We start from the raw sequence: 13,313 nt of genomic DNA on the forward strand, positions 1-13,313 counted from the left end.
CCTGGGAGGCTGAATGCTCCTGCGGCTGGTTCGAGCCCGCACCTATTGCTTGCCAGAGTGAGCTTTCACTGCCATCCGTGAACGATCCCGCCTTGATCGGCTCCTGCTGGGACAGCTGGTCCACTCACCCGTACCTGGAGCAGAAGCAGGTGGAGGAACTCCCGGGCTTTGACGCCCGCGACCACGACTGAGCCAGAGCTGACTCCCTGGTTGCGGCTGCGGTTTCATGGCCTCTGCCCAGGCCAGCGCTGACCGTAACCCGGCTTGCAGGTGTGTTCGTTGGCTTCGCTGTTGTGACTGCGGCCAGGTCATCAAGGGCTGCGCAAGTGCCTATGGCCCCCTTGACGGACCTGGCACCGGGTTGGGCAGGCGTTGTCCTTGGCGCTCCTGCCATGAAAAGCCGCACCCTCTCATTGACCTGCTGGTTCTGGCTGCAGCGCCATACGCGCACGCTGCGCTGGTTCGTTCGTATGGCCTGGCCCCTGCAGGACTTGCCCCGGAAGCTCGCCATCGAGCTGGAACTGCGTCGCTGTGAGCGGAGCTGGGAGAAGCGGTGATGCCTGGGTTCCCAGCGCCTGCGGTCTTCGCTGCACCCGCTCGCGCCTGCTCGGGGTTTCGCTACGTCCGCTCGTGGCGCTGGTGGTGGTGACCGGAGTGATGTCGTTGCCGCTGGCGCTGGCTGCCTGGGTTGGCGTCCTGACGGGAGAGTCAGCCGTGAGCGGGTGATGAACAGCGCTCGTTGAGATGGGTCGTCGTGGCACTGGCTTGGCCTACCCCCGATTCTCCCTACGCGGTGCTGCGGGGTGGGGGGCGCGTCCTGCGTCATCACCACGATGCGACCCCACTCAGACCGTGACCGCCTTGTTCATCAGTTCCTCTCTCTGGCTGATGTCCTGGCCCGCCAGTTCAGCCGCCGCTACCCCGATCTTCTGGAGCTTGCTGATGCCCAGGGCGTGGCCCGCCTGGAGCTGGTGCGGGCCTGCAGCCGCGTGACGGATCCACTCACTGCTCCGGCTTACCTCAAGCGCTGCATCCATGGAGCCTTGGCCCACTGGATCCGCGATCGGGCCCTGCTGGTGAGGCTGCCCAAGTCAGCCAGGAGCGAGGCCATCTGGAAGCATCAGAGCCTTGACATTCCCCTCCCCGGTGGTGGTGGCAGCTGGCTCGATACCCTCCCCGCACCGGATCAGGCTTCAGGGCCAGAGGCCGAGGCTGGTGATCCGGGGCTGGAGGCCATGCTCGATCAGCTGCCCGCCGCCCAGGCCGCTGCCCTCAGACTCACCGTTCTGCAGGGGCTCAGCCTCCGGGATGCCGCCAAGCAGCTGGGGCTCAGTGCCATGAGCGTGCAGCGGGCCCAGAAGAAGGCTCTGGAGGCGCTCAGACAGCAAGTGTCGGCCTGAGGGCCTTGCGGGCCAGCTCCGTGCCGCTTGAGCTGGCCCGCCTCTGAGCAGCGGCAGTGCGATGGGAGATAGCACCTCAGCCGGGTAAGACCCTGAACCAAGCGGGTATCTGTGGTCGTAAACGGCAAAAGCACTGCAGGAGAAGCCATCTGGGCGATTAGAATTGCTTCAAGGGGAAGCAACTCGCTCCACTAGGGACATTTTCTGCCTTCTTGATCCAGGCGAGCCAGGAGGGGGGGGCGTGTCTGCCCCATCAGGCCGGAATAGGAAATCGAACCTGATGCAGGACTGAAGGGTGGAGTCGTCACCCAGGTCAGGGTTGAAGAACTACTGATCGACCTGTCCAAGATGGTCTGGGTGTCCAAACCATCCCCCCTGTTTGCGCTGTCCGTGGTGTCCGACCTGTCCGTGCTGTCCGTGCTGTCCGTGCTGTCCGAGGTATCCGAGGTATCCGATTATCTCTGCGCTGAAAGGGCAGGCTCACGTTGACCAGCAGATGGTCATCGCGAGCCTGCCCAGCCGATTAGCCCAGATCAGTGACAGGGTCGTCTGTGGTGTCCGGCATGCCTGGCGGGCTGACAGGTCGATAGCGATTCTCTTGCCCCTTAGCAATAGCTACCCTCTCAAGGATCACCAAGCCACATCTCGACATGGTGTCGAGGTATCGACGAATCACCCTCGTGGGGTCCTGACCGGAGATCTCGGAGCGTTCCAAAATCTCGGCCACGGAAACCATCTGTTGGGTTTCCTCGAAACGGTCGCGCAGAACCTGAAGCACGTCCCGCTGTTGCCTGTTGAGCCGCTGTTCTGCCTGGACCAGGAGTTGCGCTTCCGAGGCCTCAGCGCTTTCCCCGCAATGAATCCAGCCTCCATCTGGACCACGGGCGACCAGCAGCTCCAACGGAGCGCCGGCCCTGCCTTCCGTCCTCAGCATGATCTGGCCCGCCTCAGCAGAGGCAGGGCGTGACTGCAGGCGGTTGAGACTGATAATCTGGGAGGCTGCCGCTGGTAGAGCCGTGTTGCCTCGGCTACCCATGCTGGCGGAATCAGCTGAGCGGCCCTTGTTGGCGTGGTGAATCACCACAACGGTTGCGCCGTAGGGCCCGACCGCCTCCATCAGCTCAATGACCGGATCGGCCAGTTCAGCAGTATTTTCGTTGATCCCGAGAGGGCGGCAACAGGCATGGAGTGTGTCAACGATGATCAACAGTCCTGGGTTGTCGGCCGCCTTCTGGGCAATCTTCTGGATGCCTTCCTCATCCAGATACCAGGGACATCCGGAATGGGCCAGCCCAACAATGGGCGGGTCGCAGAGCCGAGCGTCCCCAGCCTCATCGAGGTAGACAAGGCCGACACCTTGCAGGATGCGGGCCCAGTCGCGTTCGGGCTGGTCGGTACCGATGATCAACACCGGTGGGCAGGTGCCAATCAACGGCAACCCCAGGAAGGTGCTCTCCCCTCGATGCAAGGCGCCCAGCAGAGCCAAGATCAGAGTGGTTTTTCCAACCTTAGGAAGGGAAAACAGCAGATTGATGCACCCGGCCATCAGGAGGTGCTCGCAGATCCACTCAGGCTGCGACAGGTCCAGAACATCGTCAGCCGTCACCAATTCAGGAGTTCCTGCAGCTTGGCTGCAGGCCTCTTTGAGGTATCGACCCAGCTCAGGATTACTCAGTTGGATGCCGATTTTCTTCGCCTGTTCACGCAGCAGTGGAACCCTGTCCAGGACAGGGACGCCCGAATCGATCAGTCGGATCGCCTCTATCCTTACCTCCTGGATCTTGTCTTCTGGAGACTGCTCCATCGAGGAGGCAGCGCTGATATTGGTCGTGTTCTTCATTTGGAGCACCCTTTCAGGGTCCACTGAGCCATCGTTTGGTGGATGGCCTTTACGTTCCACAGAAGGGGAGACGTCCTTGTTTGACCAATCTGCACGAAGTGTGCCTTCGATCGCAGATGACCTTCACGCTTGAGCCGCAACAGATGGCTACGGCTGCACTTGAGCTGTAGGAGCGCATCTGCGGTCCTCAGCCACGCATCTTGGGACAGTGGGTCCATGGTTATGGATAGGCATTGGGATGCGGGTCGGCCTGTATTACTTCACTTTGGAAATTATTAACTGGTGAGAATCAATCGCCATCAGCCCTGACCCTGTCAGACTGGGGTAACTGACTTCACGTCAAGCAAAAGAACCGCGTAAGGGCTCTTTTGACTCAACTCGCTAAGAAAAGCATGAGCACACGGCAATCAATTGAAAAGCAGTAAGCTTTCAATCATTACCTACGATTAACGTGTAGATGCTTTTGAGCTTAGTAACAAATAAGTTTCACTTGGTGGATGAACTTTATGATCTGTGGGGTTTTCGATGGGAAGCCCGTTATGGCCCTCTCATCTGCTCCCCGGCAACCAATCAGCTTATCCGCTTGAATCATAGACCATCGGGGCGGGCAAGCACGCCGCGGTGGCGCAAGCCCCGCTCGATGGCCGCGTCAATCGTTGCTGAATCGGCCCACTGGCTGTAGTGCTGGTTGTGGGTTGCCACCGAATGGCCCATCAGTTCGGCTGTCACTCGGGAGCTCAGGCCATAGTCCTCATGGGCACGAAAGGCGTAGCCATGCCGGAAGGAGTAGGGCGTGATCGGACTGCTGGCCCTCAACAGCTTCCAGGCCTCCTGGCGGATCAGGTACTTCCGCATGCTGTCTGCTGGGCCGGAGGGGGCGTCAAGTGGGGGGAGTTCCTCGCCGTCGGCCACACGCTGGATCAGTTTCCACTCCTCTCCCCATTCCGGATGGAGTGCTCTGAGCTCACGGGGTCTCGTCCTTCCACCACCACTGGCCTTCTGGTAGCTGCACCGAAGCTTTCCGTCTGGAGACAGGTCGAGATGAAGCAACTCCACCGGCCTCAGCCCGAAGCTGGCCACCAGCTGGAGCGCGAACAGCCAGCGACGACCCGCTGGATCCTTGGGGAGTGCATAGAAGAGTTCAAGGATCTGCTGATCCATCAAGGGAACCGATGACTCCTTCTGAGGTTTCGGGCCCACGATGCGGCTGATCTTTGGTGGTGGGGTCCATTGCTCTGCTGTGAGATGTCCCTCCTCGATGGCCCAGCGAAGCATCGCGGCCATGTGCTGTACGGCGATTTCACGGCGACGAGACCCTGGATCCCAGCGATCGGCAATCGCCTTAAGCAGGTCCTTTGCCGACGCTGGGCTTTGGCTCTGAACCTCACGCAGGCGCCCACCGGTGATCCGATAGTCCTTTTGCCAGGTGGAGAGCTTGATCTGGCCGGTGCCTCTGACCTTGTAGTCGCCAAAGCGCTCCCAGATTTCGACCAGGTCGACGGCAGAGGGAGATGCAGCTCCGGGCAGGGCAGCAGCGCTCGGGCCCAGAACGTGCTCCTTCGCTTTGTCAAACGAGAGGCCGCTCTGAATCAATTGATGCATCGTCTCGGCCGCCCGCAGGATCTCGGACGACGACGCCGGCAGCCACAGGCACGGGAGAACCATGCTCTTTCGACTGCCGTCGTCAAATCGCGCGAAGAGCTTGGCTTTGTCCCGCATGGGGGAGACGTTCCACGAGGTACCGACAGCAAGCTTGAGCTGCATCCGCAGGCCTTCGATCCATGCCGGAGTGCTGGATGGAGAAGCGCTACGGGCCATGGCTGGAAGCTGATGGAGGCAGGCACAGCAGCTCTCGCTTGAGAGCTGGGTGAGAGCTGGAGGGCCTCAGCATGGCACCGAATGCGACTGCCTGACACAAGCTCGGGCAAGCTCCCTCCACCAGCCAACATCAGTTGCAGCCACAGGAATCCAGGTATCGCAGGCCCTGTGGGGGATTCGTGGGGTAGGGTTGGTCCGACGGGGCGTGGCGCAGCTTGGTAGCGCGGGTGCTTTGGGAGCACTAGGTCGCAGGTTCGAATCCTGTCGCCCCGACTAGTCAACGCAAGGGTTCTCGGCGAAACCGGGAACCCTTCTTTTTTGACTTGCAAGAGAAAGTGCAAGAGAAACTCGCCTGTTGCTGGCCTTTCAAGGGTTTTGAGCTGGACAGCGGCGCCTGTGGGTGGTCGCTCAGCACGGAAGCCGTTCATTGATCTGCCTGAGGTAGCCCGGGACTTTCTCTTGCATCTCTTGCAGTTGGTCGCTCAAGAAGAAGGCTCCTCAAGCGCAGAAGAACGGTGGCCACCCGGCGGCGGGGATGCAGGGTGTCACGCGGCGCAAGGGCGGGCAAGTCGGCTTCGCCGACCCTTGCCCTCGCGTGAGTTTGATCTCCCCTCGCCGCCGCTGGGATGGGTGTGCTCAGGTCACGCCTGCCCGGCGCCTCTCCCGCGGCTGCGGTGGCCAGGAGGCGCAGCGGCAGGGGGGTCTCCTCCCGCGGCTGCGCGAGCATCGAGGGGTCCATGGTCATCACTGGAAGGGCCAACTCAGGGCGGTTGCGAATCAGATAGCCAGAAGGGGCACCTCCAGCATGAGCTTGGGCAGATGCCTGTAGCAGCAGTCTTTTAGCCTGCCCATTAGTGCTTTTGTACTGGTAGAATAAGGATCACGCCAAAGGCCCCGAGCCCATCGCCTGCGGCAACGTCATCCCCTGATCTCGCCATCACCGCCGCATAAGTCTGAGCGGCATTGATGCCCCGATCAGTTGTCACCTACGGCAACTGATTCCATGGCTGCTTGTACTTCATCCAGGCCCATTATCGGCGCCGGTCGTTCCCTTGTGATCGCGGCCGGCGGCGGCCGTGATCTGGCCTGGTCCCATCAGCGCATTGCCGCTGAGCTGCTGGCCCGCAGTGGCGGCCGGCTGGTCCATCTGCTGCTCCACGGCGGCGCCCGCGGTGCCGATGCCGCCATCGCCCGCGCGGCCCATCAGCTGGGCTGGTCGGCGCTGGTCATGCCGGCCGAGTGGCGGCGCCATGGCCGGGCCGCCGGGCCGATCCGCAACCGGGAGCTGCTTGAACTGGCTGTGGCCAGGGCCGTGGCCCACACCTCCCCTGGGGTCTCCACCTCCGTGCTGGTGGTGGCCTTCCCCGGTGGGCCCGGCACCGCCTCACTGGTGCACCAGGCCCGCCGCCTGGCCTCCCGCTCCCCGGTGCCGATCGCCGTGGTGGAGGTCAGTGAATCCGCCAGCGCCTGGGCCGCTGCCACCCCCCTCTCCTGAATCCAGGGCCGCCATTGCGGCGCCCGTTGCATCCCCCCTATCCATCTCACCGTCATGCCCGTTCTCACCACCATCCCCACCGCTCCAGCCACGGCCCCCGCGGGGGCTGCTGCCAAAGCCGCCGGCCCTGCCTGCTCTCTCCAGCGCACCGGTTCCCTCTGGCAGCTGGGCATCGAGGCCCAGGAGCTCACAACTGCCATCGGCGAGCTGGGTGAGCAGCTGCAGAGCGATGACGACGATAGCCGCAACCAGGCCCTCGCTGAACTGGAAGCAGCCCTGATGGCAGAAGAGGGCAACAAGGCGGCCCTGGCGGCCAAGGCCGATGCCACCTGCTGGGTGATCGAGCACCTACGCGGCCAGGCCGCCTACCGCCAGCAGCAGGCCAAACGCCTCACGGAACTCTGCCGCTCCGATGCCAGCCGGGCCGATGCCCTGGAGGACTCCCTCGTGCTGGTCCTCACCCGGCTGCAGCCGCAGGCCACCCGGTTCAGCTTCCCCAATCACGAGCTCACAAGCCGCAGATCCCAGTCCGTCGAGATCGACGACGAGCATGCCCTGGCTCCCGAGTGGCTGACGGTGAAAACCACCAGCCAGCCCGACAAGGCCGCCATCAAGCAGGCCCTCAAAGCCGGCCAGCAGATCCCCGGCGTCCAGCTCCTCTCTCACCGCAGCTGGCGCATCACCTGAGGGGGGCAGAGCCCCCTCGATACGGGTCCGCTGCAGGGGCGGGCCCAGGGCATCCAGTCAGCGCCATCACCAACCAGGCCATCTCCAACATCTGCACCTCACCAGAGCCATGGATCTCTCCAGCTACGGCAGCACCACCGCGAAAACCACCCCCACCAGCCCCCGGCCCAGCGGCCACATCTGGTCCACACGCCTGGCCAGCTGGGTGGTGCCGATCGGCCGGCGCCCAGGGCGGCGCCCTTCTGCCGATCACATCTTCTGCAGCGATCCGCCCTGCTGGGTGCTGATCGAGGCCCTGCTCGGCGGCAGCCCCGCCAGCTGACTCCCATCGCTTGTTCCCACCCTGCCCCTTAATGCCATGACCACGACAACCACCATTGACCGCTCTTTCGCTCAGGCGTCCGCCCTCACGGCCGAGCAGGTCGCTGCCCTGGCGGCACCCCTGAGTCGCGCCAACGTCAAGCAGCGCGACCAGGGCCGAGGCAAGGTCAGCTACATCGAGGGCTGGGTGGCGATCGCCGAGGCCAACCGGATCTTCGGGTTCGACGGCTGGCAGCGCGAGACGGTCGCGTTGCAGTGCGTCTCCCAGGCCGAACGCCGCATCGGCCGTGAGCCGGGCAAGCCCTCCGATCCACCGCAACGCGACGGCTGGGGCGTCACCTACACCGCTCGGGTGCGGGTGATCGTCGGCGGGATCGTGCGCGAGGGCAGTGGTGCCGGCCACGGCATCGATGTCGACCTGGGCCAGGCGCATGAGTCCGCTCTCAAGGAAGCCGAGACCGACGCCATGAAGCGGGCGCTGATGACTTTCGGGAACCCGTTCGGGCTCGCGCTCTATGACAAGCAGCAGCGGCAGGTCACCTCAAGCGTCACCGGGGCCTCCTCACGTGGGGACAGCACCGAGCGCCCCTCCAACGGGACCACCTCCAGCACCGCTGCAGGGAACGGCCCGTTGCGGCGTTCAGTGACTGGCAACGGCCACGCTCCCAACCACCAGCCTGCGGGCTTGCCCTCCACTACTGCTGCGACGGAGGGCGTCGCAGCAGCCCAAGAGGACGCGGCCCTACTGCCCCTCGATGGCGCCACGATCCGCCAGATTCACGCCACCGTTCGCAGCCTTCCTCAGCTCCAGCTGGAAGGCTTCACCAAGGCGTTCCGCAAGCGCTTCCAGGTGCCGGAGGCAGCCAGCTCGATCGCGGATCGCATTACCCAGAAGCAACACCACGACTGGATCGAGGCCTTCCTGGTGCAGCACCAGACCGTTGCCTGAGATCCAGTCATCCGGCAGCTCAGGTAGGAGGTGCTGCCTACCATTCATGAGTCCGGCCGCCCTGAGGGCCATGACCATGCAAACCGATCTGAGCTGGGCAGGTTGCAGTGCTGTGGAAAGGGATCCTCAGCGCCTGAGCGGGGCCTGGGTGTTCCGCGGTACCCGGATTCCGGTGGCGGCTCTGTTTGAAAATCTGGAAGACGGCGTCTCCTTGGCTGAATTCGTCGAACTGTTCCCAGGGGTAAGCCTCGAGCAGTCGCGGCTGGTCCTGGAGCACGCCGCTCGGAGCACCGCTGCTGCCGCACTGGCCTGAGTGCGGATCTTGTTCGACCAAGGGACCCCCGTTCCTCTTCGCCGTTCATTGACTGGCCATGTGATTGCCACGGCTTATGAGCTGGGTTGGTCGACCGTCACCAATGGCGAACTGATTCGCTTGGCGGAGCAGGAGGGCTACGAGCTACTGATCACCACCGATACCAACCTGCGTTATCAGCAGAATCTGAGCGGGCGCAGCATCGCGATCCTTGTGCTGACAACAACCAGCTGGCCGCGGATTCGCCAGGTCACAGGCGAGCTCCAGGCGGCGGTCGCTGCCATCGAAAGCGGCGGCTACGAGGAACTGTTCATTCCCTGAACACCTCAGCGCTGCAGCAGCCAGCGCAGCAGCGACAGGCCGATGATCAGGCCGATGCCGGTGTTCCACAGCAGGGAGGGCCGCTGGGAGAGGCGTTGCAGCCAGCGCGGCATTCGATCGCCCCAGTGCTCCAGGGCCAGCACCGCCAGCAGCAGCAGGACCACGGGGAGTCCGATGGCCAGCACCAGCTCACGCAGCATTCCATCGCTCGCCTCTATCGGCACCGTACCCAGCCGGATCCAGAGCGACAGCCGGTTGGCAGCCCTGTTCTGAGGGTGCGAATCCTCCCCTGAGCCGTCAGTGCTGGCTTGCCAGCCAACCCTCCAACTGGCGACGGCGAGGCCTGCGGGTCCTTGCGCCGAACAGGCCGCAAGAGTGGTACGGGAACAGGTACTTCTGGAAGCCGCTGCAGCCTGAAAAGAGGCGTACTTTGGAGTTGAGGGGAGGCCCGGTAGCCAACCCGACCCTCACCCTCCAAGAGAGTCCGGCCAGGGATCACCCGAGCCGGTGCGCAAAGCGGAGGTACGCCCAACATGCGAGGCATCAACCGTGAACTTGATGGCGCAGCGCGAACGCCATCCCGTAACCGCAGAGAGCGATATGCCAGTTCTGTTCCCCGCGTGTTCAAATCCCGGGCTACATAACCCGGGCCCGGATCACAGCCGAGAAGGTCAAGCCCCGAGCAACTCTTCCCGGAGACGTGATCCCATCCCTTACCTGCCAGGCCCCAGACAGGCCATGCGTGAAACACAGACACCCGATCGGTCAGGCCCCAGATGCCAAGGCGATGATCCGCAACCGGTGCTAAGGCGCCCCCCACGGGGCGCCTTCCTGCTGGGCATGGGGTCCACACGCTTCAGCGGAACAGCGACAGCGCAAGCTCATGGCTCAGCGTTGAAGTTTGGAGCCCCCGCAGTCCTGCCAGCTGCCGAGCAGACGCGCCAGCTCATCCTTCATGGTGGCGAGCTCACCGATCCGCAGGTTGATCGATTCCATCTTTGCCGCAATGCTGTCTTTCAGGACAGAGCAGTTGCAGACACCAGCTCGCCGCACTTCCAGGATCCTCGCCAACTCGGGAATCGATACATCCATCGCCCGCAGGGCTCGAATGATCGCCAGCTCAGCGAGATTCTCCTCATCAAACAATCGGTATCCAGCTGCGGAGCGAGTCCTGGGCTGGAGCAATCCCTCGTCGCAGTAGTAGCGAATCGTCTTCACCGGGAGGCCTGTACGCCTGGCCACTTCGCCGATGCGCAGGCTGGGAGCAGGCGACGATGACAGTGATCCCTGGCGGGCCACGGCGGAAACCCTCCATTTGATGGAGCCTTGCAAGTTTAGGCATCGGCAGGCGAGGAGGCGCACAAATCACCACTCTCCACTAAGAGTGCTCTGCTGGAGGCTTTTGGTAGGCTTGGTGTTCAGCAGTTAGCCCTGCGCTCGCTCCGCCCCCCTGTTCCATGTCGAGCCTTTCCAGTCCATGGGCAGCCCGGACGGCAGCCGCGATCGGCGCCAACCTCTTGCTCTCAGCCGCTGGCCTTGCCGCTCCAGCCACCGGTTCCGGCGGCGTGCCAGCGCTCTATCCAACCCAGGCAGAAGCGGAGAAGGCGGCCAAACTCCACTTCAACTGCACAGGCGCCCACAAGATGGGCAACCAGTGGATGCCCTGTGCCAAGCACGGTGATGGCCAGGGCTCCGGGCCCTCCCACTGAGGCCGAGCACTCCCATGGCGCAATGTGGCGACAAGCCCAAGCGGATCGCCTTCGGTGTGGCGCCCCTGGGCATCATCTCGATCGGCATCGTGCCGATGGGGGTGGTGAGTATCGGCGTGGTGCCAATGGGGGTCATCAGCATCGGCGTGGTGGGGATGGGCGTCCTCAATGCCTGCGTCGTGGGAATGGGCGTGCTGGTGGCGGGCGTGAATGTGATGGGGGTCTGGTGGGCAGGTCTCGAGGGCATGGGCCCGCGGCGTCTGGGGGCTCCACCCAGTGCCCTGCATCAGCACCATCAAAGTTCCGCCGGCCAGACGCCGCCGAACCTGATGGCCTACCCAACCCGCCAGCAGGCCCTGGATCGGGCCCGGCAGCTGGGCTGCAGCGGCGCCCATGCCATGGGCTCCCTCTGGATGCCCTGCTCCGAGCACCCTCAATAGGGGCATCCCTTGGAGCCGGGCAGCAGATCCAGGATGAAACGCAACGGCCTGCGCCTGATGAAGCGAATCCACAGGCGATGGGCCTTACCGGCCAGTGTCGCCCTGGCCTTGGTGCCGACGTCTGCCTGGGCCCATGCCGATGCACACCCTGGTGGTGGTTTCGTTGCCGGCTTGCTTCACCCCATCTCGGGCCTCGATCACGTCGTGGCGATGGTGGCCGTGGGCCTCTGGGGTGCGGTGCTCGGCTCGCCAGCCCTGTGGGTGCTGCCGGTGGCGTTTCCGATGGTGATGGCTTTCGGAGGGCTGCTCGGCCTCCTGGGCGTTCCGATTCCGGGGGTGGAGATCGGCATCGCCGCCTCGGGCCTGGTGATGGGCCTGATGGTGCTGTTCGAGCTGAAGCCGCCGCTCTGGTTGGCGGCGCTGATCGTGGCCGCCTTTGCGGTGTTCCACGGCCATGCCCACGGCGCTGAACTGCCCGACGGCAGCAACGCCCTGCTCTACAGCCTGGCCTTTGTACTGGCGACAGGCCTGCTGCACCTGGTGGGGATCCTGCTGGGTGAAACGCGTCGCTGGCCTGGAGGACGACGCTTCGTGCAGTGGGCCGGCGGTTGTGTGGCGTTGGTGGGGCTGTGGTTTCTGGAGCAGGCCTTGACATGAATCTGCCGCTGGCCCATCTGGCGCCCACTGGCCTGGGCCCCTGGGGGGATGGGATGGCCCGGCTGTTCCTGGAGCCCACGGATCTGCTGCTCGTGATCGGCCTGGTGCTGCTGAGCGTGCAGGCCGGCAGACCCTACGGCGATCGCCTGCCCTTGCTGCTGCCACTGGCCTGGCTGCTAGGGGGCCTGATCGGTCTGACCCTGCCTTCGGAACTGCTCCTGTCGCTGTTGTGCACCGCCTTGGTGGCTGGGCTTGGGTTGCTCGTGGCCCTGGAGGTGCGGCTGCGGCCTGTGGTGTTGTTGCCTTTGGCTGCCGTTCTGACCTCGCTGTTCGCCCTCGTGGCGGGCTCGGCACTGGCCGGCCATGCGGGAGCTCTAGCGGCCCTGTTGGGGGAGACCGTGGCCATTGCGGTGCTGAGCACCCTGCTTTCCCTGCCCCTGGCCCCTCCGCATCGCCGTTGGCTGGCCATCGCCCTGCGGGTGGGTGGCAGCTGGATCACCGCTTCATCCCTGCTGATGCTGGGCTGGCTGATCCGTCACCCCCAGTAATGCCCACACGGCCACGGCGCCACACAATGGAAGCAACGGTTCCAGCGGGTCACTCCCTGGAGGCAACGAGGAAAGTCCGGTGGGGTGCAGGTTCGTCCTGAGCCGAATCCGGCGCTGTCCCGCAGCTGTGATGGGGGCCCTGGCCCCTTCAGTCAGAACGCTCGCCGTGCACAACCCCTTCATCCCCGGCGCGGACCGGACCTCTCGATGACCCAGACCTTCTCGGCCAGAACCCTGGCCCTGTTCGGCGGTGCGGCAGCCCTGGCGCTGCTGCTCGATCAACCCGCTCAGGCCCATGGCATCGCCCACGGCGGCATCGCCGCGGGCTTCCTGCACCCCATCAGCGGCACCGATCACCTGCTGCTGCTGATCGGTGTGGGGACTGCTGCCTCCTGCATCTCCGCCCAACTGCTGCTCTGGGCCCTGGCTGGTGCCATTGGCGGCGGCGTGTTCGGGGCGATGGGCGGCACGTTGCCGGCCCAAGAATTTCTCGCAGCCCTGGCGATCAGCGCCGTGGCGGTGCTGGTGCTGCGATGCCTCCGCTCTCAGCAAAGCCCCCAGTTGGGCTCCTGCGCCGCCCTGGTGGCCTCAGCGGTGGCTGTTCACGCCATGCTCCACGGCCTGGAGGCCCCGGCCGATGGTTCCGCCGCTCTCTGGTGGCTGGGGGCGTTCGCAGGTTCGGTGCTGGTGAGCGGCGGCAGCTTCCTGCTGTTGCGGCGCCTGCCCCTGGCCTGGACCCGAGGGGTGGCCCTGCTGCTAGCGCTCTGTGGTGGGGTGGCAGCCCTGGGGCCAATCGGTTTACTGATGCGCTGAGC

At 64.3% G+C, this 13,313-nt stretch carries 17 protein-coding genes, 1 tRNA gene and 1 riboswitch; of the genes, 14 read left to right on the plus strand and 4 right to left on the minus strand.

Going from position 1 to position 13,313, the window contains the following annotated elements:
• Positions 1-392: 392 nt before the first annotated feature.
• Both KBY77_RS12370 and KBY77_RS12375 read left to right on the plus strand, forming a co-directional pair.
• A complete protein-coding gene (locus tag KBY77_RS12370; protein WP_255104894.1) occupies positions 393-557 on the plus strand; it encodes a hypothetical protein in 165 nt (54 codons plus the stop codon).
• 276 nt (positions 558-833) lie between these two features.
• The gene (locus KBY77_RS12375) at positions 834-1,400 is read left to right on the plus strand and encodes a sigma-70 family RNA polymerase sigma factor (RefSeq protein ID WP_255104896.1); all 567 of its coding nucleotides are present in this window, start codon (positions 834-836) and stop codon (positions 1,398-1,400) included.
• A gap of 523 nt (positions 1,401-1,923) precedes the next feature.
• On the opposite strand, the gene KBY77_RS12380 is transcribed toward KBY77_RS12375, so the two are convergent.
• Together KBY77_RS12380 and KBY77_RS12385 are read right to left on the minus strand one after the other, a co-directional pair.
• Positions 1,924-3,240 (minus strand): AAA family ATPase, encoded by a 1,317-nt coding sequence (locus KBY77_RS12380; protein WP_255104899.1) that lies wholly within the window; start codon positions 3,238-3,240, stop codon positions 1,924-1,926.
• A gap of 588 nt (positions 3,241-3,828) precedes the next feature.
• Positions 3,829-4,905, minus strand: a complete 1,077-nt coding sequence (locus KBY77_RS12385) for a site-specific integrase (RefSeq protein WP_255104901.1) — start codon at positions 4,903-4,905, stop codon at positions 3,829-3,831.
• Positions 4,906-5,257: 352 nt separating this feature from the next.
• On the opposite strand from KBY77_RS12385, the gene KBY77_RS12390 reads away from it, so the two are divergent.
• The 7 genes from KBY77_RS12390 to KBY77_RS12420 all read left to right on the plus strand — a co-directional run bounded on the left by KBY77_RS12390 (position 5,258) and on the right by KBY77_RS12420 (position 9,144).
• Positions 5,258-5,331 (plus strand) — tRNA-Pro (locus KBY77_RS12390).
• A 730-nt stretch (positions 5,332-6,061) separates the two neighbouring features.
• Entirely contained in the window at positions 6,062-6,553 is a 492-nt protein-coding gene (locus KBY77_RS12395; RefSeq protein WP_255104904.1) for an SLOG family protein, read from the plus strand.
• A 54-nt stretch (positions 6,554-6,607) separates the two neighbouring features.
• Positions 6,608-7,240 (plus strand): siphovirus Gp157 family protein, encoded by a 633-nt coding sequence (locus KBY77_RS12400; protein ID WP_255104906.1) that lies wholly within the window; start codon positions 6,608-6,610, stop codon positions 7,238-7,240.
• 109 nt (positions 7,241-7,349) lie between these two features.
• Positions 7,350-7,562 carry a hypothetical protein gene (locus KBY77_RS12405; protein WP_255104909.1) on the plus strand — a complete coding sequence of 71 codons (213 nt, stop codon included), beginning with the start codon at positions 7,350-7,352 and terminating at the stop codon, positions 7,560-7,562.
• Positions 7,563-7,598: 36 nt separating this feature from the next.
• The gene (locus tag KBY77_RS12410) at positions 7,599-8,510 is read left to right on the plus strand and encodes an RAD52 family DNA repair protein (protein WP_255104911.1); all 912 of its coding nucleotides are present in this window, start codon (positions 7,599-7,601) and stop codon (positions 8,508-8,510) included.
• A gap of 70 nt (positions 8,511-8,580) precedes the next feature.
• Positions 8,581-8,823, plus strand: coding sequence for a DUF433 domain-containing protein (locus tag KBY77_RS12415; protein ID WP_255104914.1), 243 nt, complete (start codon positions 8,581-8,583; stop codon positions 8,821-8,823).
• A gap of 60 nt (positions 8,824-8,883) precedes the next feature.
• Complete coding sequence (locus KBY77_RS12420) at positions 8,884-9,144, plus strand: hypothetical protein (protein WP_255104918.1); 261 nt, start codon at positions 8,884-8,886, stop codon at positions 9,142-9,144.
• 5 nt (positions 9,145-9,149) lie between these two features.
• Here the strand turns inward: KBY77_RS12420 and KBY77_RS12425 are convergent, their stop codons facing one another.
• Together KBY77_RS12425 and KBY77_RS12430 are read right to left on the minus strand one after the other, a co-directional pair.
• Entirely contained in the window at positions 9,150-9,368 is a 219-nt protein-coding gene (locus KBY77_RS12425; protein ID WP_255104921.1) for a hypothetical protein, read from the minus strand.
• Between the two features lie 664 nt (positions 9,369-10,032).
• Complete coding sequence (locus KBY77_RS12430; protein ID WP_255104925.1) at positions 10,033-10,443, minus strand: MerR family transcriptional regulator; 411 nt, start codon at positions 10,441-10,443, stop codon at positions 10,033-10,035.
• 158 nt (positions 10,444-10,601) lie between these two features.
• On the opposite strand from KBY77_RS12430, the gene KBY77_RS12435 reads away from it, so the two are divergent.
• From KBY77_RS12435 to KBY77_RS12455, 5 genes are all read left to right on the plus strand, one after another.
• Positions 10,602-10,853, plus strand: coding sequence for a DUF3721 domain-containing protein (locus KBY77_RS12435; RefSeq protein ID WP_255104929.1), 252 nt, complete (start codon positions 10,602-10,604; stop codon positions 10,851-10,853).
• A 14-nt stretch (positions 10,854-10,867) separates the two neighbouring features.
• Positions 10,868-11,293, plus strand: a complete 426-nt coding sequence (locus KBY77_RS12440; protein ID WP_255104933.1) for a hypothetical protein — start codon at positions 10,868-10,870, stop codon at positions 11,291-11,293.
• A gap of 33 nt (positions 11,294-11,326) precedes the next feature.
• Positions 11,327-11,950 (plus strand): HupE/UreJ family protein, encoded by a 624-nt coding sequence (locus KBY77_RS12445; protein WP_255104938.1) that lies wholly within the window; start codon positions 11,327-11,329, stop codon positions 11,948-11,950.
• Entirely contained in the window at positions 11,947-12,498 is a 552-nt protein-coding gene (locus KBY77_RS12450; RefSeq protein WP_255104941.1) for a phosphoglycerate kinase, read from the plus strand. The genes KBY77_RS12445 and KBY77_RS12450 overlap by 4 nt, the downstream gene beginning before the upstream one ends.
• A 19-nt stretch (positions 12,499-12,517) precedes the next feature.
• Positions 12,518-12,682: riboswitch (cobalamin riboswitch) on the plus strand.
• Between the two features lie 23 nt (positions 12,683-12,705).
• A complete protein-coding gene (locus KBY77_RS12455) occupies positions 12,706-13,311 on the plus strand; it encodes a HupE/UreJ family protein (RefSeq protein WP_255104943.1) in 606 nt (201 codons plus the stop codon).
• Positions 13,312-13,313: the final 2 nt, after the last annotated feature.

Origin of the sequence: Synechococcus sp. Cruz-7E5 (genome assembly GCF_024345995.1) — a bacterium.
Classification (GTDB): Bacteria; Cyanobacteriota; Cyanobacteriia; order PCC-6307; family Cyanobiaceae; genus Regnicoccus_A.

Bases quoted from the DNA above. Each gene is read 5' to 3' on its own strand.
- KBY77_RS12395 (WP_255104904.1), top strand. From the start codon at position 6,062: ATGGCTGCTTGTACTTCATCCAGGCCCATTATCGGCGCCGGTCGTTCC.
- KBY77_RS12435 (WP_255104929.1), top strand. From the start codon at position 10,602: ATGTCGAGCCTTTCCAGTCCATGGGCAGCCCGGACGGCAGCCGCGATC.
- KBY77_RS12415 (WP_255104914.1), top strand. From the start codon at position 8,581: ATGACCATGCAAACCGATCTGAGCTGGGCAGGTTGCAGTGCTGTGGAA.
- KBY77_RS12450 (WP_255104941.1), top strand. From the start codon at position 11,947: ATGAATCTGCCGCTGGCCCATCTGGCGCCCACTGGCCTGGGCCCCTGG.
- KBY77_RS12440 (WP_255104933.1), top strand. From the start codon at position 10,868: ATGGCGCAATGTGGCGACAAGCCCAAGCGGATCGCCTTCGGTGTGGCG.
- KBY77_RS12375 (WP_255104896.1), top strand. From the start codon at position 834: ATGCGACCCCACTCAGACCGTGACCGCCTTGTTCATCAGTTCCTCTCT.
- KBY77_RS12455 (WP_255104943.1), top strand. From the start codon at position 12,706: ATGACCCAGACCTTCTCGGCCAGAACCCTGGCCCTGTTCGGCGGTGCG.
- KBY77_RS12445 (WP_255104938.1), top strand. From the start codon at position 11,327: ATGAAACGCAACGGCCTGCGCCTGATGAAGCGAATCCACAGGCGATGG.
- KBY77_RS12405 (WP_255104909.1), top strand. From the start codon at position 7,350: ATGGATCTCTCCAGCTACGGCAGCACCACCGCGAAAACCACCCCCACC.
- KBY77_RS12370 (WP_255104894.1), top strand. From the start codon at position 393: ATGAAAAGCCGCACCCTCTCATTGACCTGCTGGTTCTGGCTGCAGCGC.
- KBY77_RS12410 (WP_255104911.1), top strand. From the start codon at position 7,599: ATGACCACGACAACCACCATTGACCGCTCTTTCGCTCAGGCGTCCGCC.
- KBY77_RS12400 (WP_255104906.1), top strand. From the start codon at position 6,608: ATGCCCGTTCTCACCACCATCCCCACCGCTCCAGCCACGGCCCCCGCG.
- KBY77_RS12385 (WP_255104901.1), bottom strand. From the start codon at position 4,905: ATGGTTCTCCCGTGCCTGTGGCTGCCGGCGTCGTCGTCCGAGATCCTG.
- KBY77_RS12380 (WP_255104899.1), bottom strand. From the start codon at position 3,240: ATGAAGAACACGACCAATATCAGCGCTGCCTCCTCGATGGAGCAGTCT.